We start from the raw sequence: 21,965 nt of genomic DNA on the forward strand, positions 1-21,965 counted from the left end.
CTTTTCATGTCCACCTCCAGCAGTACTGCCGGGGCAATGGGTGCGCAAGGCGGCCACGCCGCCCGCCCGCTGACCGGCCAGGACTACAAGACGCTTGCCCTCGCTGCACTGGGCGGTGCGCTTGAGTTCTACGATTTCATCATTTTTGTTTTCTTCGCCAAGGTTATTGGCCAGCTGTTCTTCCCGGCTTCGGTGCCGGACTGGCTGCGCCTGCTGCAGACCTTCGGCATTTTCGCGGCTGGTTACCTGGCGCGCCCGCTGGGCGGCATCATCATGGCTCACTTCGGCGACCTGCTGGGCCGCAAGAAGATGTTCACGCTGTCGATCCTGCTGATGTCGGTGCCGACGCTGCTGATGGGCCTGCTGCCCACCTACGCGACCATCGGCCTGATGGCCCCGATGCTGCTGCTGGTGCTGCGCATCCTGCAAGGCGCCGCCGTGGGCGGCGAAGTGCCGGGTGCCTGGGTATTCGTGTCCGAACACGTGCCCAAGCGCCACATCGGCTATGCCTGCGGCACGCTGACGGCAGGCCTGACGGCCGGCATCCTGCTGGGCTCGCTGGTGGCTACCAGCATCAACGCGATCTTCGACCCGCAGGAACTGCTGGCCCATGGCTGGCGTGTGCCGTTCGTGCTGGGCGGCATCTTCGGCGTGGGTTCGATGTACCTGCGCCGTTGGCTGCACGAGACGCCGGTGTTCGCCGAACTGCAGCAACGCAAGGCGCTGGCCGCCGAAATGCCGCTGAAGGCCGTGGTGCGCGACCATCGCGGCGCCGTGGTGATCTCTGTGCTGCTGACGTGGATGCTGTCGGCCGGCATCGTGGTGGTGATCCTGCTGACCCCCACCTACCTGCAGACGCTGTTCGGCTTCGACGCCCGCACGGCGCTGATCGCCAACAGCGCGGCCACGCTGTTCCTGTCGATCGGCTGCGTGGTGGCCGGCGTGCTGGCCGATCGCATCGGCGCCCGCCTGACGCTGACCATCGGCGGTGCGCTGCTGGCGGCCACGGCCTACCTGCTGTACACCACCATCGGCACGCGTCCTGACCTGCTGCTGCCGCTGTACGCGCTGGCCGGCTTCTTTGTCGGCACGATCGGCGCCGTGCCGTACGTGCTGGTGCATGCGTTCCCGGCGCAAGTGCGGTTCTCGGGCCTGTCCTTCTCGTACAACGTCTCGTACGCGATCTTCGGCGGCCTGACCCCGGTGATCGTCTCGCTGATGCTGAAGACGGACAAGCTGGCCCCGGCACACTATGTGGTCGGTGTCTGCATCATGGGCATCATCACCGCGCTGTTCGTGCGCAAGCGCGAAGCCTGATGTAACGCTTGCCGCGTTCACCGGCGCGTCCGGAATGAAAAAAGGGGAAGGCCAGAAGCCTTCCCCTTTTTTCATTCCCGCTGCCGCCGCGTCATGCCGCCCGGCGATGCTGCCGGAAAAACTGCCACATCATCCAGCTCGCGTCGGGGCCGATGTCGCTGTGGTACTGCACGCTGGCATCGCCGCCGCTCCAGGCGTGATCCAGGCCAGCCACTTCCACCAGCCGTACCAGATCGCGATTCCAGCGGCCGAAGCGCGCTTCACGATAGTCGCCCGCCTCCAGCGGCGGGGCGTCGTTGGCGCAATCGAGACGCTCGCCGGCGCGTTCGCTCAGCCCGTTGTAGGTCAGGAACTGGCGTGCCAGCAGGCGGCCGTTGACGGGGTTCACGGCATCATCGGTCATGCCATGCACGACGATGGCCGGCATCTGGGGGCCACCGGGCGTCACGCCAGCGGCATCGAGCAGCAGGGCCGGTTCCAGTTCGGTGCCATGGCGCATCGCCTTCAGCCCGGCGCCCGGATTGCCGGCCGCACCGATCACCACGCCCGAGTGCAAACCCACAGCCGCCACCTTCTCGGGGTAGCGCAACGCCACCACGGCAGCCATGGCCGCCCCGGCGGACAAGCCCGCCAGATAAACCTCGCCCGTGCGTACGTCGGGCCGGCTCGCCAGTTCGTCGATCAGCATGGCCACGGCCTGCGCCTCGCGCCCGCCCACGCCATCACCGAGATCGAACCACTGCCAGCAGCGGTGAACCGAACGGCGCAATGGCTGCTGCGGATAGGCCACCATGAATCCCTCGCGCTCGGCCAGCGCGTTCATACGCGTGCCGGCGGCCAGGTCTTCGGGTGTTTGCTGGCAGCCGTGCAGCATCACCACCAGCGGCAACGCGCCCTTGGCGCCAGACGGAATATAGAGACGATAGGACAGCTGCGGCACCAGCTCGCCGGGCAGCGGTTCCAGGCCCAGCTTGTGGGATTGCCACGTACCGGGCAGTTCGACCGGCGCAGGTTCCCCCGCAGCGGGGTATCCCAGTCGCCGTGCGGCCGGCTGCGCCGGATCAAGGCGCCCCAGCCAGGAACGAATTTGCTTCGCGGCCCGGTATTGCGAGTGACCGATTTGTCGCCACTGCGCATCCCAGGCCGGAGACAGGCTTTTGGCCATATGAAGACTCCTGCTCAACTAGGAACGAGTCCCCTCCTGTATTTGTGCGATGCAGCATAACACAGCCGGCGTGACGAATTACCGTCATTGTCTGCAAGATGCAACATGCAATTTGGAAACAAAGATCTCCTTGCAGGACCGTCCTCACCCCCGAACGCGGGATCTGATTCGAAAAAACTAACGTCATACCGACGAAAGAATGCAGAACGGCGGCAAATACATGTCATTTAGGGACATTTATACTGAGCAAGATAAAAATCCAGTGGATCGATCCGCGCGGCGATGTCCTTCGACCGTCACGGCGCAAGCGCCCCCTCCTGCACGTTATGCCCATTCCGCCAGGCGTGTCGCCATGCCGGCGGAGATAGCGCATTGCGCGCCACAGTGCCGTTGACCCCTGGCCGGGTGCGCTTGCGCGCCGGTGATGTGCTCTATGCGCAGGGCCGCCCCACGCTGGCGGTCTATCCGGTACGAACCGGCGGGCTCAAGCAGGTCTACGAATCGCGCCTGGGATGGCGCCAGGTAAGCGGCTTCTTCCAATGCGGCGACGTATGCGGCCTGGAAGCGAACGAACCCACTACCCATAGTGCGAGCGCCGTCGCGCTGCAAGACACCGAATGCTGTTCGATCCCCATCGAAGCCGTCCACGGCAGCCTGGCCGATCCGGGCTTGCGCACCGCCATCCTGGGCAACCTGCGTCAGCAGGCTAGCCGGCAGGCCGAACTGCTGGTTGCCATCGGCTCGATGAAAGCGTCACAGCGGCTGGCGATGCTGCTGCTGGACCTGGCGGCCGAACAGGCGCGCCGCGGCATCTCCGACGGCGTGTTGACGCTGGCGATGACACGCAACGACATCGCCAGCTACCTTGGTCTGACACTGGAAACGGTGTCGCGACTGCTGTCGCGTTTCCGTTCGGTGGGATTGATCACGGTGCGGCACCGCATGCTGCGGATCGTCGATCCCGATGGGCTGGCCGACGTCCACGCGGACCCGGAGCGCATCGCGCTGCGCGGCCCGGGCGACTGAGCACCCCGCTCAGTGGCGCCCGACCGCGCAGATGGGGCTCGGCGCGGTCTCGGCTTCTGACTACTGCTTTGCCACCTGGTCCCATCCCTCGGGCGTGAACGTCCGGATGGCCCCGGCCCGCGACGCCGTGCCCTTGCCCAGGTCGCGCTCATAGAAGCGGCGTTCGCTGTCGAGCATGAACGTATGCACGCCCGATTCGGCATAGCGCGCAGGCCATGCAATAAACGCAAACTTGGCATCGCTGCCCTTCGGCGGTGCGATCACGCGGTACCGATACCCGAAGAAGGCTTCATCGGGCGGCGTCTCCGGGCCCATGGCCAGGGCGTCCGGACCCAGCGGACTATCGTTTTCCTTCGACGCCGACGGCCAGTACAGACCATTGGTCTTGCCCGGCGCGCTGACCAGCTGACTGGCATAGGCACCCTTGCCAACCTGCTCGGCATAGCGCTGCTGCGCATCGGCCAGTTGCAGCAACGTGTCCATCGCCACGATCTCGTTACGGCCGATCCGGCGAACCCGGACTTCACGCTCGCCTGCGGCCAGGTCGAACTGCCATCCCGCCTTGCGCTTCACGATCGGCACCGGAAAGGTCCAGCCACTGCTCCCGACTTCCACGCTGGCCGTGTTCTCGCCGTCCTTGCGGATGGCATGGTGGTTGGCCCACGCACCAAGGAAGTCGTAGATGTCCTGCTGGTCCAGACGCGGCGGCACGATGCGCAGATACTGCGCGCCCAGCACGCGCTTGAGCGCGTCGGTGTCGCTGCGCGCCACGCCATCGCCCAACGCATCCATTGCTGCTTCGGGCGAGGGGAATACCTGCTGCGCCATCGCCATGGCCGGCGCGGCGATCGACGCGGCCGCCAACACGGCCATGGTCAGCGCGCGCAACGACTTCCAACCGCCTGCGTTTCCGCCAGTTCCCTGGTTGAGCTTCATCGTTACCTCCGACCGTGACCGAAATGACCGCCGCCAGCACCACCGCCACCGCCTCCGCCTCCGAAATGTCCGCCACCCGCGTTTCCACCGCCCTGGAAGCCACCCCCGCGCTCCGGCATCGACCGTTGCGTTGCCTGACCTCCCGCGTGCTGCAGCCCGCTGCCGCCGCGTTGGGTCTGCTGGCGCATGCGGTCGCCATTGCCGGCATCGTGGAAGGCGTTGGCGTGATTGCTGTCGCGCGCCCGGTTGCGCGCGTCCGCCTGGTCGGCGTGCTGGCGGTCGGCCCCGGCCGGGCGCGGGTTCTGCCCGCCACCCTGGCGGTTGACACCCGGCGAGCCATGTCCTGCGATCGACTGGCCGGTGCGGCCTTCGAACGACTGCGCGGCCCGGTCGCGTGCGGCATCGCGCTGGCTTTGCCCGCCACCGGCCTGCCCCGGCCGTTGCGGATTCTGTACGCCTCCACCGCCTTGTCCCAGCCGCTGCCCACCGGCTTGCCCCGGCTGGGAACGATTTGCCAGCGCCTGCTGCCGCTGCGAATCGAACCGGTTGGCGACATTGGGATTGTTGTAAGGCACGTTGCCGCGGTTGGCGGGATTGTGCTGCCAGTTCACGTTTGCGCGGTTCGCGTCGAGCCGCTGGTTCACGTTGATATTGTTGTAGCGGTTGACGTTGATGTTGACGTCATGCGCGCCCCAGTTGAAGCCGCCCCACATAGAATTCACGGCCGCCACGCCCAGACCGAAACCGATGCCGGCAACCAGCGAGGTCGCGAACACCGACCCCGGCGGCGGGGGATAGTAGGCGGGTGGATAGGCGGGATACGGCCAGGCGCCGTAGACCACGGTGGGATTGTAGGCAGGCACATACACCACCTGCGGGTTGGCCGGTTCGATCTGCACGATCGTCGTACCGCCACTTTGCTGCGTCACCACCTTCTGCTGCTCGTTGGTCTTCAGCGTGCCGGCCTTCTGCGCCTGCACGCGCAGCCGCTGCACCGAATCCATGACGTCGTCGGGCTGCGCAAGGAACGCATCGCCAACGGACTGCACCCACTGCGGCTGGCGCCCCAACATGTCCATGACCGACGGGAACGCCACCAGCGACTGCACGCTAGGATCCCACGGCTCGCTGGCCACCGCCTTGGTGGCGGCATCGCCAGACAGGCTCTGATTCGACTTCGACCACTGCGCGGCGGCGGCCACGTCGGCGGGATACGTCGACGCCATCAGCACCTGCGACAGCAGTGCATCGGGATATAGCGCCACGGGCGCCAGCAACTGGTCGAGATGTGGCTTGTCGAGCTTGGCCTGGGCCAACACGCTGCCAGCCGTGGCCAGCAGGGTCAGCCCGAGCAGCCAGGCAAGGATTTGTCGCACGCGCAACATGATCACTCCCTCAAAAACGAAAAAGGACCGCTACACCTGCCTGCCAACGCCGGCCCGGGCCGTTGCCCGATCTCAATGACTTACTTGCGGGCCTGCGCGCATTCCTGCCGGTAGGCTTCTTCCAGGCGCTTGCGTTCGGGCGCCCGTTCGAGCGTGGAATAGCTGCGCCCGTCCGCCGTGGTGACACTCGACTGCCCCTGCGACCACTGCGGCCCCGCGGGCAATGCATTGATCTTGTCGAGCAACTGGCGGCAATGCTCCCGCTGCGATGTGCCGGACGAGGCGCCCGGATCATCCACGGTGGACGTGGCGGGATCGAGCATGCGCGGCGGCGGCGGGGCGATCATCGGCGTGGATGGGTCCGTCGACGGCGTCGCCTGCCCGTAGGCGACGATCGGGACCACGCATACTGCTGCTGCAGCAATGGCTGCAAAAACCTTTCTCACCAGAAAAACTCCAGAATTCAATGGCAACGCGATCGTTGCCTTGCGACAGCTTCCGGCTTGCGGGCGGCGGCCGCGGTGTCATGCATCCGCCTTGCTGCCCCGCCTGCCGGTACGGTTGCGCAGCAGCTCCAGTTGCAGCAGCGCATCCGCAAGCATACTCTTCAGACGCACATTTTCTTCCTCAAGCTGGCGCATGCGCCGCACGTCAGCGGCATCGGCATGCCTTGGCGGCCCGTATCTCGCCCGCCATCCATAGAACGAGGCATCGCTGAAGCCGTAGCGCGCGCACAGTTCCCGCACGGGCACGCCATTCGCGGCCTCGGCGAGGTACATGCGGATCTGCTCCTCCGAATAGCGTCTGTTCACCGATGCCTCCGCTCGTGGCCTCCCCCCGCGCGGCGGGCGCAACGGCCTGCCGTTCATGCCGGTAAGGTAGCCCAGCCCCTGCGCAAAAGGAATTCAGTGTCTTCGCCGCACGAGTTAAGCAAATTGAATCAATGCGTCGGCAGGGTCAGCGACGCTGGCGGCGGCAGTGCCATGCGGACTCGACCCCCATATGGGGCACGCATTGCCGATGCCATCAAATTTCGTTTTTCCAACTTGGAATATTCCGATGCCGAATTCACGTCCGAACATCCGGTTGAAACATTATTCTGGTGCCCCGCGCGATAGCGTTTCGTGAATGCCGCGTGTTGGCTATCGCCCGGTATTGGCCGCACCGTGCGGGTTTTCGCCTTGTATGTATGTGCGAACAAAGCGCCTTTGCACGAGCGCTGACAAACATGACATCAAACGCCGTTCTAGTAGTTTCCAAAATGTTGTATTAAGATTTCTTCGCATCAACTAAATTTCAAACGCCTGCAAGGCACGCCTCTCCGGCGTTCGCAGACAGGCGTCCGGCAGCCCCTCACTGTCATGGTGATGATGGCGACTGCCGGGTCCGGGCCTGAGGAAGAGGAGCCACTGCCGTACCGCACATGCCTTCGACGCACCGTCGAAGAAGCGCGGCATTCGTGGATGTGCCCGCGTGCAAAGTCGCGGGTTGCATTACCCGGGCGTACATGTTTTTCGTTCCCCGCCTCTTGTAGTTTCATGCTGTATTGGTCGCAGGCGTTGCGTGGTGGCAGGACCGGCAACGACAGGTCTCGCAGTCACGAAGTTGCAACGCTTCGCCAAAACAAAAAAAACAGAAGTCTCGGATCGGGAGAAGTCAGTATGCGGCACGTCAGTACCAAGCTATTGCATGTGTTCGTCCTGCTCATGGAGTACCGCGACCTTGGCGCGGTGGCAGCTTGCACCCAGGGGCGCATTCCAACCGTGGCCTACAGCCTGGCCCGCCTGCGAGAGATCACGGGCGACGCCCTGTTCGTCAAGCGCAACGGCACACTTGAGCCAACGCCGCATGCGATGCGGCTCGAACAGACGGCCCGGCAGATCCTTGCGCGCTGGAGCCAGCTGGTGCAGCCGCAGGACCAGACGGCCCTCGCGGCCGGCAATGGCCGGCGCATTTCGATCGGGTTTTCATCGTCGATCGGCGATCCGGTCATCACGGAAATCCTCACCACCCTTTGCGAACGCTTTCCGCAAGACAGCTTCGTCACGCGTCCGGTCATCGCCGATGCCTCGCTGGGCGACAGTCTCGATGCCGGCGCTCTCGATTGCGCGTTCGTGGTGGATGGTGGCCAGGTGCCCGACAGCGTGACGCCGCATAGTATCCTCGCCACGCCCCGGCGCCTGGTGAGCGCCACGCGCGGCGGCACGAACGACGAAGCCGAAACCGACTGGATCCTGCTGCAGGAGGATTGCGAAAGCGGCAGCCCGCTGCATGCGTTCCTGGCGCGACGCGCCAACACGCCGGGGCATCGCGAGACGGTGGTGCCGTCGTGGCATTCGCAGATCACGCTGCTGCATTCGGCCGGCGGCATCTGCCCGGTACTGGATTTCAACGTGCCGCTGGTCACGCGCGACCGCAAGACCCGGCTCCTGCCCCCCCCGGCAGCCTTCCCCGCCTGGGCGGCGCTGCATTTCTGGACCCCCCAGCGGGTGCAGGACCGCACGGCCCTGCGCGACATCATGGACGTGGGCGCGTCGATCCTGCGCGATCCGCTCAAGGCCATCGACGGTCGCCGCCACGCACAGCACCACGCGCCCGCACTGGCCGCGATAGCCTGAGCCTCGCGTCCGGCAGACACCACGCATCACAGAAAACTTATCGGCTGACAAGGCCCCCGATGGCGACATCGCGGGGCCTTGTTCATTTCCCCTGCGCAATCGCACGACTCTTTCGTGCATTTTGCGAATCCTCTTACTCCCATCCACGCCCGCGCGCATTAACCTCGCCGGGCATCGCAGTATTGCGGATTGTCTCCCATTCAATCCGCAACGCCGGATGCGCGCAGAAGATGCGTGTTTGCGCCGCACGCCACGCCCGCGTGCGGCGCAATTTTTGACGCCAGCGCGAAGCCGAACGCTGAAGAGACATGTGTACAGGACAGGAGTCGATGGATGACGTTGAGGATTTTGCTGGCCGACGACCACCCCGTCATAACGGCGGCGATCCGGGCCCGGTTGCAGACGCAGACCGGCTGGGAAGTCTGCGGGGAAGTGATCAGTGCCACCGAGTTGCTGCAGCAGGCCGATATCCTGCGACCCGATGTCGTGGTCACCGACTATCACATGCCCGGCCCAGCCGAGCTGGATGGGGTACGCCTGATCACGGCGCTGCGCCGCCGGTATCCGGCCATGGCCGTGGTGGTGCTGACGATGATCACCAATCCGCTGGTGCTGCGCACGATTCTCGATGTCCGCGTGCAAGGCCTGATGCTCAAGGACAGCCAGCTGTCCGAGATCGTGACGGCCATCGCGCGCGCGCAGCGCGGCTTTACCTATATCGGCAAGTCTGCCTTGCGGGCGCTGGCGCCCACCGAAGTGCGTCCCATGATGCCCATTGGCCGCGAAGGCATGCAGCGGCTGTCGGCACGGGAAACGGAAGTCCTGCGCCTGTACCTGACCGGGCGCACGGTGACCGAGATTGCCGCCACGCTGTGCCGCAGCGTCAAGACCATCAGCAGGCAGAAGAACTGCGCGATGCACAAGCTCGGGGTCAGCAACGACCGCGAGCTGTTCGAATGCGCGGCCCTGCAAGGCATGGTGCTGCCACAGGGGTATTGACCATGCATGCTGCTCGCTATAATCAGCCACGCCTTCGGCCACACACCCTGGCCCTGCCGAATCCCCTGCCGCGCGTGGGCATGCCCGCCGCGCCCTCTACGCCCATGTTGCCACCATCTCCATCTTCTCCTGCTCCCCCGGCACGAACGGTTCCGGCCCTGATGATTGCCGCACCGGCATCGGGTCAGGGCAAGACCACCGTCACCGCGGCGCTGGCGCGGCTGCACGCACGCCAGGGCCGACGCGTGCGCGTCTTCAAGACCGGGCCCGATTTTCTGGATCCGACGCTGCTGGCGGCAGCAAGCGGCGCGCCGGTGCAGTCGATCGATCTCTGGATGACCGGTGAAGTCGACGCCCGGACGCGTCTGGCCGACGCAGCGGCCCAGGCAGACCTGATCCTGGTGGAAGGCGTGATGGGACTGCACGACGGCACGCCAAGCAGCGCCGATGTGGCGCGCCTGTTCGGCCTGCCGGTGCTGGCGGTGATCCAGGCGGGCGCCATGGCCCAGACGTTTGGCGCGCTGGCCTATGGCCTGGCGCACTATGGCGAGCCGTTCCGGGCGATGCACGTACTGGCCAATGGCGTTGGTACGGCCCGTCACGCCGAGATGCTGCGCGAAAGCGTGCCGCCGGGCATCGCGTGGGCCGGTGCGCTGGCCCGTGACGCTTCGGCCACCCTGCCAGAACGGCATCTTGGCCTGTTCAGTGCCGACGAATTGCCCGATCTCATGACCCGGCTCGACACCCTGGCCGACGCACTGGCTGCGCTGCCACTATCGCACCTGCCGGAGCCCGTCACGTTTGCTCCGGCGGCCAACCCAGCGCCGCCAAGGCTGCTGGAGGGCCGGCGCATTGCCATTGCGCGCGACGAAGCCTTCCGCTTCATCTATCCCGCCAATCTCGATACGCTGACCGCGCTCGGCGCGCATGTCGCGTGGTTTTCGCCGTTGCGCGACCACGCCTTGCCGCCATGCGACGCCGTGTGGCTGCCGGGCGGATATCCAGAACTGCATGGTGCAGCGCTGGCGGCCAATACGGCGATGCACGCAGCCCTGCGCGACGCGCATGCGCGCGGCGTGCCGATGCTGGCGGAATGCGGAGGGATGATGGCGCTGTTCGAGCACCTGGTCGACAAGGATGGCACCAGCCATGCCATGGCCGGCCTGCTGCCGGGAACGGTGACGATGCAACGCAGGCTTGCCGCGATTGGTCACCAGGCGGTGACGCTACCGGGGACCGGCGAAGTGCTGCGCGGCCATACGTTCCACTATTCGAGCGCGGCAACGACGTTGACGCCGGCGGTCAGGGCCGTATCGCCGCGCGATGGTGGCACGGGCGAAGCGGTGTACCAGGCCGGCAGCCTCATCGCATCGTATGTCCATTTCTATTTCCCGTCGAATCCCGCCGCGATTGCGGCGGTGCTGGGGGCGGTGATGACGGGTATTGGATAGCCGCGGCGCTGGACGGCGCCCGCCGGTCAGGCGGCGTCGCGCTCGGTGCGAGCCACGGCGTCGGCGATACCGGCTTCCAGTTGGGCCAGCCCCTTCGACAGGTTGTGCATCGTCGTTTCTGACACGTCCGCAAGAACATCCTGCAGGAAAGCCGAACGGCGCGGCATGGCCTGATCGACGATGCCGCGACCCAGGTCGGTCAGCGTCACGTTGGTCATGCGGTTGTCGCGCTCGCTGGTGGAGCGCTCGATCCAGCCCAGTTCCTGCAGGGCCTTGAGTTGGCGCGTCAGGGCGCCGGGGTCCATGCCCACGCGGTCGGCCAACGGCTTTTGCGCGATCGGGCCTTCGTGCCCGTACAGGGCAAACAGAATGCGCCAGCGCGGCAACGGATGCCCGATGCGCTGTTCGAACGCGGCGGCGTATGCGCGGTACGTGCGTCCGAACTGTTGCAGCACGGCCAGGCTTTGTCGCTCCAGTTCCAAAATCCAGTCTCCAGTTGGCAGATATCAGTCCGCGGCCATCGCGGGTTCGTGCACCCGCGCCAGCCTGATCGGCGGTACGCGGCGCACCCGCCATATGCCGATCAGCGCCGCAACGGCCGCCAGCAGCAGGCCCAGATGGATGGCGCTTACCAGCGACACCCGCGCCTGCTCCAGCAGCAGGGCTCCATTGTGCCCTGCCTTTTGCAGATGGGTCAGCAATTCCGCCTGGGCAGCCTTGTCGATCAGGATCTGCGGGTCGATCAGCCTGGACGCCCAGTCCGATACATTGGCAGATGCCAGCGACGCCGTCACCCCTGCGGTATAGCTGCGCGTCACCAGCGTGCCCACCAGCGCCGTGCCGACCATCCCGCCCACCATGCGCAGAGACTGCAACATCGCGGTGGCGATGCCCAGATGGGAGCGCCCCGCCGTCTGCTGGGCGAAAACGGTCAGGTTCGGCAGCACGAAGCCCAGCCCCAGGCCAGCGCACAGCATGATGGCGAGCAGCATATTGTGATGCATGCTCCGCGTAGCCTGCGACAACCCCAGCAGCGCCAACGCCAGCATGGCAAACCCGGCGTACAGCATGCTGTTGGGTTGCGGAATGCGCGTAATGATACGGCCATTGACGATGCTGCCGATCGTGATGCAGACCACCAGCGGCGTGACCAGCAGGCCCGCTTCCTTGGGCGAGTAGCCAAACCCGCCCTGGAACAGCAGCGGCGCGTACAGCAACAGCGCAAACATCGCAAAGCCGCCCAGCACGCCAAGCACGAACAACGGCGCCAGCGCCGGATTGCGGAACATGTCCAGCGGCAGGATCGGGGCCTCGCAGTGGCGCGACCATTGCCACAACGCGACGAACGATGCACATGACAGCACCATCAGGCCGATGGTCACGATATCGAAGCCGCGCTCCGGCAGCCATTCCACCGACAGCTGCAGGCTGCCCAGACCGGCCGCGATCAGCAGTGCGCCCAGCCAGTCGATGCGAACCGGCCCCCCTTGACGCTGCTGTCGCAGGTGCGGCAGATAGCGCCAGGCAATCACCAGACCCAGCAGCCCCACCGGCACGTTGATATAGAACACCGCGCGCCAGCCATACCACTCGGTCAGCAGGCCGCCCAGCGACGGCCCCAGCGCGTTGGCCAGCCCGAAGGCCGTGCTCAGAATGACCTGCCAGCGCAAGCGAACATGCGAGTCGGGAAACAGGTCGGGAACGCAGGCGAACGCCGTGCCCACCAGCATGCCGCCGCCAATCCCCTGCAGCGCACGCGCCGCCACCAGGTAGGGCATGCTCGACGCCATGCCGCACAGCACCGAAGCAACCAGAAATACAACGATCGATGCCAGCACGAACGGCTTGCGCCCATAGTAATCACCGAGCCGGCCGAAGATTGGCACGGTTACTACCGATGTCAGCAGATACGCCGTGGCAACCCAGGCGTAGTACTCGAACCCCTGCAATTCCGCCACGACGGTTGGCAGCGCCGTGGATACCACAGTCTGGTCCAGCGCCACGAGCATCACGACAAAGGCGATACCTAGCATTGCCAGCAGCGACTCACGGAATGGCAACACCTGCCCTTTGCTGCCCAACTGCGCCTCACCCTGCACGTGACCCGAATCCGATGTCATTTCTGTTGCCCGATCAATAATTGTGCGATCAATGATCTTCGGATTATAGGGCGCCCCAATTGGTTCCGCAGAAGATTTTTGGCGTTCCTGCGATGGGCTTTTCGGATCGATGCGATGATTGGCGGCAGCAGGTTTGCAGATGGCGGCCACAGGTGCGCCAAAGGAAACACGCCGATGACCTCCCCCAATCTGACCCGTTTCCTGCGCAAGCGGGAACGGCGGCGGCGCGCGCAGGCCTGAACCGGAAGCACCACGACGCATCATTCGCATCATCCAGCCCCCGGGAGATTGCATGAAGCCAGTCACATTGATCGGCGCGCCCACTGACGTCGGCGCCAGCATTCGCGGTGCATCGATGGGACCGGACGCGCTGCGCGTGGCCGATATTGCCAGCGCGCTGGCGCGCAACGGGCTGCAGGTGCGCGACCTGGGCAACCTGAGCGGACCCGGCAACCCGTGGCAGGCACCGGTCGACGGCATGCGGCACCTGCAGGAGGTACTGGCCTGGAACGAGCAGGTCTTCGAGACGGCCTATGCAACGCTGGCCGCGGGTCACATGCCATTGCTGATGGGTGGCGATCATTGCCTTGCGATCGGCTCGGTCAGCGCGGCCGCGCGCCATTGCCGCGAACAGGGCAAGCGCCTGATGGTGCTGTGGCTGGACGCCCACGCCGATGCCAACACCGGCAGCACCAGCCCCACCGGCAATATCCACGGCATGCCCGTGGCCTGCCTGTGCGGCGACGGCCCGGCACCCCTGACGGCGCTCAGCGGCGTCACGCCGGCGCTGCTGGCGCAGCAGATCCGCCAGATTGGCATCCGCAGCGTCGATGCCGAAGAAAAGCTGCGTCTGCGTCAACTGGGGCTGACGGTCTACGACATGCGCTATATCGACGAAAACGGCATGCGCCAGACGATGGAGCAGGCGTTGTCCGGCATCGATGGCAATACGCACCTGCACGTCAGCTTCGACGTCGACTTCCTCGACAGCCAGATCGCTCCCGGCGTGGGCACCCCGGTGCGTGGCGGCCCCACCTACCGCGAGGCGCACCTGGCCCTGGAAATGATCGAGGACACCGGGGCGCTCGGTTCGCTTGACGTGCTCGAACTGAACCCTGCGCGCGACGTGCATAACCAGACCGCCGAACTGGTGGTGGAACTGCTCGAGAGTCTGTTCGGCAAGTCGACGCTGTAGTTACTGGCGCACGCCTGGTGCCGGTTCGGCGGCGGGAGCCGGATAGCCGAATGGATTGCCGCCAGCCTTGCCGCCCGAATCGCGGTCATACACCCATTCCCCCGCCACACAGGTGACGCGCACCGCCCGGTCATCGCCCAGCGTCATCAGCACGAACAGCAGCTCGACGATGTCGTTGCAGTTGCCGCTACGAAAGTCCAGCAACGCTTTTGCCTGCACAGCGTGCGGCTCGCGCAAAAAAAAGAGGCAGCCCGGAAGCCGCCTCCTTCATGCCTGCGGACCATGCCGCGGGACGGGGTCAGGACGCCGACTTGCTGCCGTTCGACGTGCTGCCCGTGGTGGTGCCGGCATCGGGCGCCGCCGCACCGGTCGCCTCGTTCAGGCCGCCACCGAGCGCCTTGTACAGGTTGACCTCGCTGGTCAGCTGGTTCAGGCGGGCCTCGATCAGCGCCTGGCGCGCCGTGAACAGCTGGCGCTGCGCATCGAGCACGGTCAGGTAGCTGTCGACACCGGTGCGATAGCGTCCTTCCGCAAGACGGTAGTAGTCGGAGCTGGCTTCCACCAGCCGTGTCTGCGCCGCGACCTGGTCGGTGTACGTACCGCGCGCGGCCAGGCCATCGGACACCTCGCGGAACGCGGACTGCACGGTGCGTTCGTACGTGGCGACGTTGATGTCCTTCTGGATCTTGGCGTAATCCAGGCTCGCGCGCAGGCTGCCGGCCGTGAAGATCGGCAACGTGATCTGCGGCGAAAACAGCCAGGTACCCGAGCCCGCAGAGAACAGGCCGGAGAGCTGGTTGCTGGCCGTGCCACCCGAGGCAGTCAGCGCGATACGCGGGAAGAACGCCGCGCGCGCCGCCCCGATATCGGCATTGGCCGATTTCAGCCGGTGCTCGGCCGACAGGATGTCGGGACGGAACTGCAGCAGGTCCGACGGCATGCCGGCAGGCACTTCCGCAACGAGCTTCTGGTCCAGCGTCAGGCCTGCAGGCAGGTCGGCCGGGATGCCGGCGCCAAGCAGCAGCGTCAGCGCATTGACATCCTGTGCCACCAGACGCGTATAGCGCGACAGCTGCGCCCGTGCGTTCTCGACCTGTGTCTGCGACTGGCGCAGGTCCAGGCGCGATGCAATGCCTTCCTCGAAGCTGCGCCGCGTCAGGTTGTACGTGCGCTCGTACGCGCCCAGCGTGTCGCGTGTGACCTGCAGGTTCGCTTCATCCGCAAGCTGCGTCAGATAGGCGTTGGCTACGCTGGCTACCAGCGCGATCTGCGTGCTGCGGCGCGCTTCCTCGCTGGAGAAGTACTGCTCCAGCGCCGCCTCGCTGAGACTGCGCAGGCGCCCGAACAGGTCGATCTCCCATGCCGTGGTGCCCAGCGACACGCCGTACTGGCTGCTGATCACACGCTGGCCGGTCGTGGAAAGATCGGCCGGCACACGCTGGCGCGTGCCCTGGCCGGCGACCCCCACTTCGGGGAACAGGTCGGCGCGCTGGATGCGGTACTGCGCACGGTACGCGTCGACGTTGAGCGCGGCCACGCGCAGGTCACGATTGTTGTCCAGCGCGACCTGGATCAGCCGGTGCAGGCGCGGATCGGCAAAGTAGTCGCGCCAGCCCAGTTCCGCTGCGGCGGCCAGCTGTGCATCGCCGGCCGAGGTTGCGTAGGCGTCTCCCTGCGGATAGGCCGCGTCAACCGGCGCAGCCGGCCGTTCATACGACGGGATCAGGCTGCAGCCGGCAAGGGCCGCCGCCGCGGCCAGGCAAATTAGAGTCTTTCTCATGCTTGGGCTCCCGTTTCCTGGGAGGATGGTCCGGACTTGCGGCGCCGCTCCTTGATCGACGTGACTACGACGAAGAACAACGGCACCCAGAAGATGGCGAGCACGGTGGCGGTAATCATGCCGCCGATCACGCCGGTACCGATGGCGTGCTGGCTGCCCGCGCCGGCGCCTTGCGACACCGCCAGCGGGAACACGCCAAGCATGAACGCCAGCGACGTCATGATGATCGGGCGCAGACGCATGCGGCAGGCCTCGACCGCCGCCTCGACCACGCCCTTGCCGTGGTCGTGCAGGTCCTTGGCGAATTCGACGATCAGGATCGCGTTCTTCGCCGACAGGCCCACCGTGGTGAGCAGGCCCACCTGGAAGAACACGTCGTTCGACAGCCCGCGCGCCAGTGTCGCCAGCAGCGCGCCGATCACGCCCAGCGGCACCACCAGCATCACCGAGAACGGGATCGCCCAGCTTTCATACAGCGCGGCCAGACACAGGAACACCACCAGCAGCGACAGCGCGTAGAGCGCCGGCGCCTGCGCACCGGACAGGCGCTCTTCGTACGACAGGCCAGTCCACGAGTACGCAATGCCCTGCGGCATCTGCTTCATGATTTCCTCGACGGCCGCCATGGCCTCGCCCGAGCTCTTGCCGGCAGCCGGCTCGCCCAGGATTTCCACGGCCGGCACACCGTTGTAGCGCTGCAGCTTCGGCGAGCCATAGCCCCACTTTCCGGTGGCGAACGCCGAGAACGGCACCATGTCGCCCTTGTCGTTGCGCACGAACCACTTGTTCAGATCCTCGGGGTTCATCCGCGCGTTGGGACGGCCCTGCAGGTACACGCGCTTGACGCGGCCGCGGTCGATAAAGTCGTTCACGTAGCTGGAGCCCCACGCGATCGACACCGTGCTGTTGATGTCGGTCAGCGAGATGCCCAGCGCACGGGCGCGTTCGTCATCGATCTCGAGCACGTACTGCGGCTCGTCGTTCAGGCCGTTCGGACGCACGCGTTGCAGCGCCGGGTTCTTGGCGGCCAGCGCCAGGAACTTGTTGCGTGCATCCATCAGCGCCTCGTGGCCCAGGCCGGCCTGATCCTGCATGTAGAAGTCGAAGCCGGTGGCATTGCCAAGCTCCTGCACCGCGGGCGGCGCAAAGGCAAAAGCCAGCGAGTCGCGGAACGTGCTGAACTTGGCTTGCGCGCGCTTGGTCAGGTCGAACACGCTCGTGGCATCGCCTTCGCGGTCCTTGAACGGCTTGAGCAGGATGAACGCAAGACCCGAGCTCTGGCCACGACCCGCAAAGTTGAAGCCATTGACCGTGAACAGCGATTCCACGATCTTGCCTTCGTCATTGAGCAGGTAGTTGCGCATCTGGTCCAGCACGGTCTGCGTGCGCTCGGCCGACGACCCCGGCGGCGTCTGCACCTGGGCATACAGCACGCCCTGGTCTTCTTCCGGCAGGAACGACGTCGGGATCCGGGTGAACAGGAAACCCATCGCCAGCAGGATCAGCACGTAGATAAGCAGGAACGGCGCGCGGCGCTTGAGGATACCCACCACGCCACGCTCGTACTTCTGCGTGGACCGGATGAAGCCGCGGTTGAACCAGCCGAAGAAGCCGCCCTTGTGCTCGCCGTGGTCGCCCTTTTCGATCGGCTTGAGCATCGTCGCGCACAGTGCCGGCGTCAGGATCAGCGCAACCAGCACCGACAGCACCATTGCGGAGACAATCGTGATCGAGAACTGGCGATAGATCACGCCGGTGGAACCGCCAAAGAACGCCATCGGCAGGAACACGGCTGACAGCACCAGCGCGATACCCACCAGGGCGCCCTGGATCTGGCCCATCGATTTGCGGGCGGCCTCCTTCGGCCCCAGGCCCTCCTCGGACATCACCCGCTCGACGTTTTCCACCACCACGATGGCATCGTCCACCAGCAGGCCGATAGCCAGCACCATCCCGAACATTGTCAGGGTGTTGATGGAGTAGCCGAACGCAGCCAGCACGCCGAACGTGCCCAGCAGCACCACCGGCACCGCGATCGTCGGGATCAGCGTGGCACGGAAGTTCTGCAGGAACAGGTACATCACCAGGAACACCAGCACGATAGCTTCGAGCAGCGTCTTGACCACTTCCTGGATGGAATCGGCAATCACCGGCGTGGTGTCATACGGGAACACCGCCTTGATGCCCGGCGGGAACGACGGCTCCAGCTGATTCAGCGTGTTGTGGATGTTCTTGACCGTTTCGAGCGCGTTGGCGCCCGATGCCAGACGAATGGCGATACCCGATGCGGGCTTGCCGTTGTACTGCGCATTGATCGAGTAATCCTGGCCGCCGAGGCCAACTTCGGCCACATCGCGCAGGCGCACCTGCGAGCCATCCGGGTTCACCTTCAGCAGGATGTCGCCAAACTGCTCGGCAGTCTGCAGACGGGTCTTGCCGATCACCGTGGCATTGAGCTGCTGCCCGCGCACCGCCGGTAGGCCACCCAGCTGGCCCGAGGCCACCTGGACGTTCTGCGCCTTGATGGCGTTGCTGACATCGAGCGGCGCCAGCTGGAAGCTGTTGAGCTTTGCCGGGTCGAGCCAGATCCGCATCGCGTATTGCGAGCCGAACACCTGGAAGTCACCCACGCCCGAGGTACGAGAGATCGGATCCTGCAGGTTCGAGACGATGTAGTTCGACAGGTCTTCCCGCGTGGTAGCCGGATCGGTCGAGATCAGGCCCACGATGATCAGGAAGTTACGCACGGACTTGGTCACGCGGATGCCCTGCTGCTGCACTTCCTGCGGCAGCAGTGGTTGCGCCAGGGCCAGCTTGTTCTGGACCTGCACCTGCGCGATATCGGGGTTGGTGCCCTGTTCGAACGTGGCCGTGATGGTCATGCTGCCGTCGGAGTTCGATTCCGACGAGATGTAGCGCAACCGGTCGAGGCCGTTCAGCTGCTGCTCGATCACCTGCACCACCGTATCCTGCACGGTCTGCGCCGAGGCGCCCGGATAGGTGACGGAGATGGCGATGGTGGGCGGCGCGATGGCAGGGTACTGCGTGACCGGCAGCGAGCGTATCGACAACACGCCGGCCAGCATGATCACGAGCGCGATCACCCAGGCAAAAATCGGCCGCTCGATAAAGAAATTAGACATGGCAAATCCTTATGCGTCGGTCCCGATCAGGACTTGGCGGCCGGCGCCGAAGCTGCGGCCGGGGCAGAGGCCGGTGTCGCGCCCGCTTGCGCCGCGTTGGCTTCGGTCGCCTTCACCTTGGCACCGGGCCGCACGAACTGCAGGCCTTCGACGATGACACGGTCGCCGGCCTTGAGGCCGTCGGTCACCAGCCAGCTGGTGCCGATGGTGCGGTCGGTCTTGAGCACGCGCAGCTCCACTTCGTTGTTGGCGTTGACCACCAGTGACGTCGGCTGCCCCTTCAGGTCTCGCGTCACGGCACGTTGCGGCGCCAGGATGGCCGACTGCTTCACGCCTTCGGCCAGGCGGGCATGCACGAACATGCCAGGCAGCAGTTCGTTACGCGGGTTCGGGAACACGGCGCGCAGCGTCACGGACCCCGTGCTCTGATCGACGGCCACTTCGGAGAACTCCAGCCGTCCGGCTTCGGCGTAGGTGCTGCCATCTTCGAGCTGCAGCAGCACCTTGGCGGCGTTGGACCCGGCGCCCTGAAGCTGGCCGTTGGCAAGTTCCTTGCGCAGGCGCAGGATCGATGCCGACGGCTGGGTCACATCCACATAGATGGGGTCAAGCTGCTGGATCGTCGCCAGTGCGTTGGCCTGGCCATTGGTGACCAGCGCACCTTCGGTGACCAGCGAACGGCTGATTCGGCCCGAAATCGGTGCCAGCACACGGGTGTAGCGCAAGTTGATGTGTGCCTGGTCCACGGAGGCCTTCGACTGCAGGTACGAAGCCTGGGCTTCGGCGTACTGCTGCTTGCTGACCGCCTCGTCGCCGACCAGACGGCCGTAGCGTTCGGCCAGCAGCTTCGACGACGCGAGCGTGGCCTCGGCACTTTTCGCCGTGGCTTCGTAGGTGGACGGGTCAATCTGATACAGCTGCTGACCCTGCTTGACGTCCGTACCTTCGACGAACAGACGCTTCTGGATGATGCCGTTGACCTGCGGGCGTACTTCGGCGATCCGGTACGGCAGGGTGCGTCCGGGCAGGGACGTGTCCAGCGTGACGGTTTCGTCCTTCAGCGTGACAACTTTCACTTCAGGCGTCTGGGCCGCGGGGGCTTCGTTCTTCTTGCCGCAGGCGGTCAGGGCCGTCACGGCAAGAGCCAGCATGCCTGGAATCAAAGCACGCCTGGCGCGCATTGCTTGCATAGCGATTTCCTCGAGGATGAAACGGAATTGGTCTTCTTGGTCCCGGCCGAAGCCAGGCGGGCGCCACGACGCGCGTGGACGCAATTGGCGTGCCTGCACCAGGCACGTATCGGATAACGGCTCAACGGATTGTCGCCATGGGCCCCTGCTTTCGCCGGCTTCGCCGGCCTGGAGGAAAACTGAACACCGGCCACGCCGCGCGCGCGTCCGGCACAGGACCGTCCGTCTGGACCATCCTGCTCCCCGTACTCTCAAATGTCCTGCCCGAATCTTCGATTATCGGGACTACTGTTGCGTGCGTAAGGCCGTGCTCCGATCTGGGCGGGCATCGTCTTGCCGATCGACAACAATAATCGTTTTCACCGATATCTGCAGACGCTCACTTTTCTTGTGGCGTCTTTTACACAATCTGTGCCGGTTCCCCGGCTTCGGCAGCTCCCTCCTCCAAGGTGAGCCGCCGATACCGCAATGCAGCATTTGAGCCGCCTGCCTGGCAAACAGTTCAATAAGCATGCTGCCTATTCTTGTCGCCGGCCCATATGCTACCAGTTCGAAGATAAATCAGGATGACAGAAAATTGGCTGTAATGAAGTGAAATACTCCATTTCTCCGGGGGAATCCTAAAGAATTGCCTGGAAAGCGAATAACGCACGTCCCGCTCAGCCTGTTTGCGAGACAGTGTTTTGCGTGGCTGGAACAGTGATCGAAATCCCGAGGTGTCGATTACTTCAATAAAAAACCCCGCCAGCTGGCGGGGTGGTGGATTCTCTGTAGTCCGGAGATTCGTTATGCGCCATCGAGAAATCGATTGCGGGGACCAAGCCGGTTGCCCAACATCGGACCATTCCAGCGCATGTCACCGCGATAGGCAGATGCACCAACACGATCCGGCTCCATCGTAGCCGCCGGCGCCGCCTGTTGATATGAAGGCGCAGGCGACTGATAGGTCTGCGGCTGCGGCGCCAGGTCTTGTCTTGTCGAACTGTTAGCGCCCTGGGTGTACGGGTCGAACTTGTCGCCGGCACGCGCACCGCTGGTGTACGGATCTCGCGGTCCCGGCGTCATTTGTGCGAAAGCGGATATCGAAATCAGGGCAAGCGCCCCGGCTGCAATCACACTTCGGGGTCGAATCATCGGCATGGCCTCACCTCCGGCGAGCAGTGGGACAACAGACGTGCTGTCCCTGTAGCCGCTAATGAGCGAAAGGCGTGCCGGATGATTTTGCGCCGATATCGGCACAATCAACAGGGATTGCGGGGAAATAAGGCGGATGTGCCCTTGAGCTTTTACAAGTCTCCGGTAAGGGCTGCATCGAAGGGGTCTGATGTGGAACTGCTGCGGCTTCGCACCCGCTGGCATGATGGGTGGAAGTCACTTCCGACGGGCATTTTGCCGTCAACGTGCCCTTCGCGTTTGTTTCGCGCAAAAGCAAAACCCCCAAGCTTTTGGGCTTGGGGGTTCTGGGTATAAGAGCCTGGCGATGACCTACTTTCACACGGGTAGTCCGCACTATCATCGGCGCAAAGTCGTTTCACGGTCCTGTTCGGGATGGGAAGGGGTGGTTCCAACTCGCTATGGTCACCAGGCATGACTGGTTGCCGCACTGACCGAGGTCAGCGCAGCGAATCTGGGTGTAGTAA

Annotated in this window: 18 protein-coding genes and 1 rRNA gene; 6 read left to right on the forward strand and 13 right to left on the reverse strand. The window is 64.9% G+C overall.

Features of this window, described 5'->3' with window-relative positions:
* Positions 1–6 precede the first annotated feature (6 nt).
* Entirely contained in the window at positions 7–1,317 is a 1,311-nt protein-coding gene (locus ACOABP_RS21880) for an MFS transporter (RefSeq protein WP_474230257.1), read from the forward strand.
* Between the two features lie 91 nt (positions 1,318–1,408).
* On the opposite strand, the gene ACOABP_RS21885 is transcribed toward ACOABP_RS21880, so the two are convergent.
* On the reverse strand, positions 1,409–2,482 hold the full coding sequence (locus ACOABP_RS21885) for an extracellular catalytic domain type 1 short-chain-length polyhydroxyalkanoate depolymerase (RefSeq protein WP_474230258.1): 1,074 nt from the start codon (positions 2,480–2,482) through the stop codon (positions 1,409–1,411).
* 372 nt (positions 2,483–2,854) lie between these two features.
* Here ACOABP_RS21885 and ACOABP_RS21890 point away from each other — a divergent pair, with 372 nt between their 5' ends.
* A complete protein-coding gene (locus tag ACOABP_RS21890) occupies positions 2,855–3,508 on the forward strand; it encodes a Crp/Fnr family transcriptional regulator (RefSeq protein WP_474230259.1) in 654 nt (217 codons plus the stop codon).
* A 60-nt stretch (positions 3,509–3,568) separates the two neighbouring features.
* Here ACOABP_RS21890 and ACOABP_RS21895 read toward each other — a convergent pair whose 3' ends face one another.
* The 4 genes from ACOABP_RS21895 to ACOABP_RS21910 form a co-directional block, all read right to left on the reverse strand.
* A complete protein-coding gene (locus ACOABP_RS21895; RefSeq protein WP_474230260.1) occupies positions 3,569–4,444 on the reverse strand; it encodes a DUF2950 family protein in 876 nt (291 codons plus the stop codon).
* 2 nt (positions 4,445–4,446) lie between these two features.
* Positions 4,447–5,829: a DUF3300 domain-containing protein gene (locus ACOABP_RS21900; RefSeq protein WP_474230261.1), complete on the reverse strand. Its 1,383-nt coding sequence runs from the start codon at positions 5,827–5,829 to the stop codon at positions 4,447–4,449.
* A gap of 80 nt (positions 5,830–5,909) precedes the next feature.
* Complete coding sequence (locus tag ACOABP_RS21905) at positions 5,910–6,233, reverse strand: hypothetical protein (RefSeq protein ID WP_474230262.1); 324 nt, start codon at positions 6,231–6,233, stop codon at positions 5,910–5,912.
* A gap of 120 nt (positions 6,234–6,353) precedes the next feature.
* Positions 6,354–6,641, reverse strand: coding sequence for a transposase (locus ACOABP_RS21910; RefSeq protein ID WP_474230263.1), 288 nt, complete (start codon positions 6,639–6,641; stop codon positions 6,354–6,356).
* An 849-nt stretch (positions 6,642–7,490) separates the two neighbouring features.
* Here ACOABP_RS21910 and ACOABP_RS21915 point away from each other — a divergent pair.
* From ACOABP_RS21915 to ACOABP_RS21925, 3 genes are all read left to right on the forward strand, one after another.
* A complete protein-coding gene (locus ACOABP_RS21915) occupies positions 7,491–8,447 on the forward strand; it encodes a LysR substrate-binding domain-containing protein (RefSeq protein WP_474230264.1) in 957 nt (318 codons plus the stop codon).
* Between the two features lie 333 nt (positions 8,448–8,780).
* Positions 8,781–9,446, forward strand: a complete 666-nt coding sequence (locus ACOABP_RS21920) for a response regulator (RefSeq protein WP_474230265.1) — start codon at positions 8,781–8,783, stop codon at positions 9,444–9,446.
* 104 nt (positions 9,447–9,550) lie between these two features.
* A complete protein-coding gene (locus ACOABP_RS21925; RefSeq protein WP_474230266.1) occupies positions 9,551–10,897 on the forward strand; it encodes a cobyrinate a,c-diamide synthase in 1,347 nt (448 codons plus the stop codon).
* Positions 10,898–10,923: 26 nt separating this feature from the next.
* Here the strand turns inward: ACOABP_RS21925 and ACOABP_RS21930 are convergent, their stop codons facing one another.
* Together ACOABP_RS21930 and ACOABP_RS21935 are read right to left on the reverse strand one after the other, a co-directional pair.
* Positions 10,924–11,379 (reverse strand): MarR family winged helix-turn-helix transcriptional regulator, encoded by a 456-nt coding sequence (locus ACOABP_RS21930; RefSeq protein ID WP_474230267.1) that lies wholly within the window; start codon positions 11,377–11,379, stop codon positions 10,924–10,926.
* Positions 11,380–11,403: 24 nt separating this feature from the next.
* Entirely contained in the window at positions 11,404–13,017 is a 1,614-nt protein-coding gene (locus tag ACOABP_RS21935; RefSeq protein ID WP_474230268.1) for an MFS transporter, read from the reverse strand.
* Positions 13,018–13,309: 292 nt separating this feature from the next.
* On the opposite strand from ACOABP_RS21935, the gene rocF reads away from it, so the two are divergent.
* Positions 13,310–14,212, forward strand: a complete 903-nt coding sequence (rocF, locus tag ACOABP_RS21940) for an arginase (protein WP_474230269.1) — start codon at positions 13,310–13,312, stop codon at positions 14,210–14,212.
* Here the strand turns inward: rocF and ACOABP_RS21945 are convergent, their stop codons facing one another.
* From ACOABP_RS21945 to rrf, 6 genes are all read right to left on the reverse strand, one after another.
* Positions 14,213–14,416: a hypothetical protein gene (locus tag ACOABP_RS21945; protein WP_474230270.1), complete on the reverse strand. Its 204-nt coding sequence runs from the start codon at positions 14,414–14,416 to the stop codon at positions 14,213–14,215. It abuts the gene before it with no gap.
* A gap of 94 nt (positions 14,417–14,510) precedes the next feature.
* Positions 14,511–15,992: an AdeC/AdeK/OprM family multidrug efflux complex outer membrane factor gene (gene adeC, locus ACOABP_RS21950; protein WP_474230272.1), complete on the reverse strand. Its 1,482-nt coding sequence runs from the start codon at positions 15,990–15,992 to the stop codon at positions 14,511–14,513.
* Positions 15,989–19,135 (reverse strand): efflux RND transporter permease subunit, encoded by a 3,147-nt coding sequence (locus ACOABP_RS21955; RefSeq protein WP_474230274.1) that lies wholly within the window; start codon positions 19,133–19,135, stop codon positions 15,989–15,991. Before ACOABP_RS21955 ends, adeC begins: the two co-directional genes overlap by 4 nt.
* Positions 19,136–19,161: 26 nt before the next feature.
* Positions 19,162–20,325, reverse strand: coding sequence for an efflux RND transporter periplasmic adaptor subunit (locus ACOABP_RS21960; protein WP_474230275.1), 1,164 nt, complete (start codon positions 20,323–20,325; stop codon positions 19,162–19,164).
* Positions 20,326–21,111: 786 nt separating this feature from the next.
* A complete protein-coding gene (locus ACOABP_RS21965; RefSeq protein WP_474230276.1) occupies positions 21,112–21,465 on the reverse strand; it encodes an endonuclease in 354 nt (117 codons plus the stop codon).
* A 332-nt stretch (positions 21,466–21,797) separates the two neighbouring features.
* A 5S ribosomal RNA gene (rrf, locus tag ACOABP_RS21970) occupies positions 21,798–21,911 on the reverse strand.
* Between the last annotated feature and the right edge of the window lie 54 nt (positions 21,912–21,965).

It is taken from the genome of Cupriavidus sp. HE11, assembly GCF_056097175.1.

Coding starts and splice junctions, on each gene's coding strand:
- ACOABP_RS21885 (WP_474230258.1), bottom strand. CDS start 2,482: ATGGCCAAAAGCCTGTCTCCGGCCTGGGATGCGCAGTGGCGACAAATC.
- ACOABP_RS21920 (WP_474230265.1), top strand. CDS start 8,781: ATGACGTTGAGGATTTTGCTGGCCGACGACCACCCCGTCATAACGGCG.
- ACOABP_RS21960 (WP_474230275.1), bottom strand. CDS start 20,325: ATGCAAGCAATGCGCGCCAGGCGTGCTTTGATTCCAGGCATGCTGGCT.
- ACOABP_RS21965 (WP_474230276.1), bottom strand. CDS start 21,465: ATGCCGATGATTCGACCCCGAAGTGTGATTGCAGCCGGGGCGCTTGCC.
- ACOABP_RS21925 (WP_474230266.1), top strand. CDS start 9,551: ATGTTGCCACCATCTCCATCTTCTCCTGCTCCCCCGGCACGAACGGTT.
- ACOABP_RS21880 (WP_474230257.1), top strand. CDS start 7: ATGTCCACCTCCAGCAGTACTGCCGGGGCAATGGGTGCGCAAGGCGGC.
- ACOABP_RS21915 (WP_474230264.1), top strand. CDS start 7,491: ATGCGGCACGTCAGTACCAAGCTATTGCATGTGTTCGTCCTGCTCATG.
- ACOABP_RS21955 (WP_474230274.1), bottom strand. CDS start 19,135: ATGTCTAATTTCTTTATCGAGCGGCCGATTTTTGCCTGGGTGATCGCG.
- rocF (WP_474230269.1), top strand. CDS start 13,310: ATGAAGCCAGTCACATTGATCGGCGCGCCCACTGACGTCGGCGCCAGC.
- adeC (WP_474230272.1), bottom strand. CDS start 15,992: ATGAGAAAGACTCTAATTTGCCTGGCCGCGGCGGCGGCCCTTGCCGGC.
- ACOABP_RS21935 (WP_474230268.1), bottom strand. CDS start 13,017: ATGACATCGGATTCGGGTCACGTGCAGGGTGAGGCGCAGTTGGGCAGC.
- ACOABP_RS21895 (WP_474230260.1), bottom strand. CDS start 4,444: ATGAAGCTCAACCAGGGAACTGGCGGAAACGCAGGCGGTTGGAAGTCG.
- ACOABP_RS21900 (WP_474230261.1), bottom strand. CDS start 5,829: ATGTTGCGCGTGCGACAAATCCTTGCCTGGCTGCTCGGGCTGACCCTG.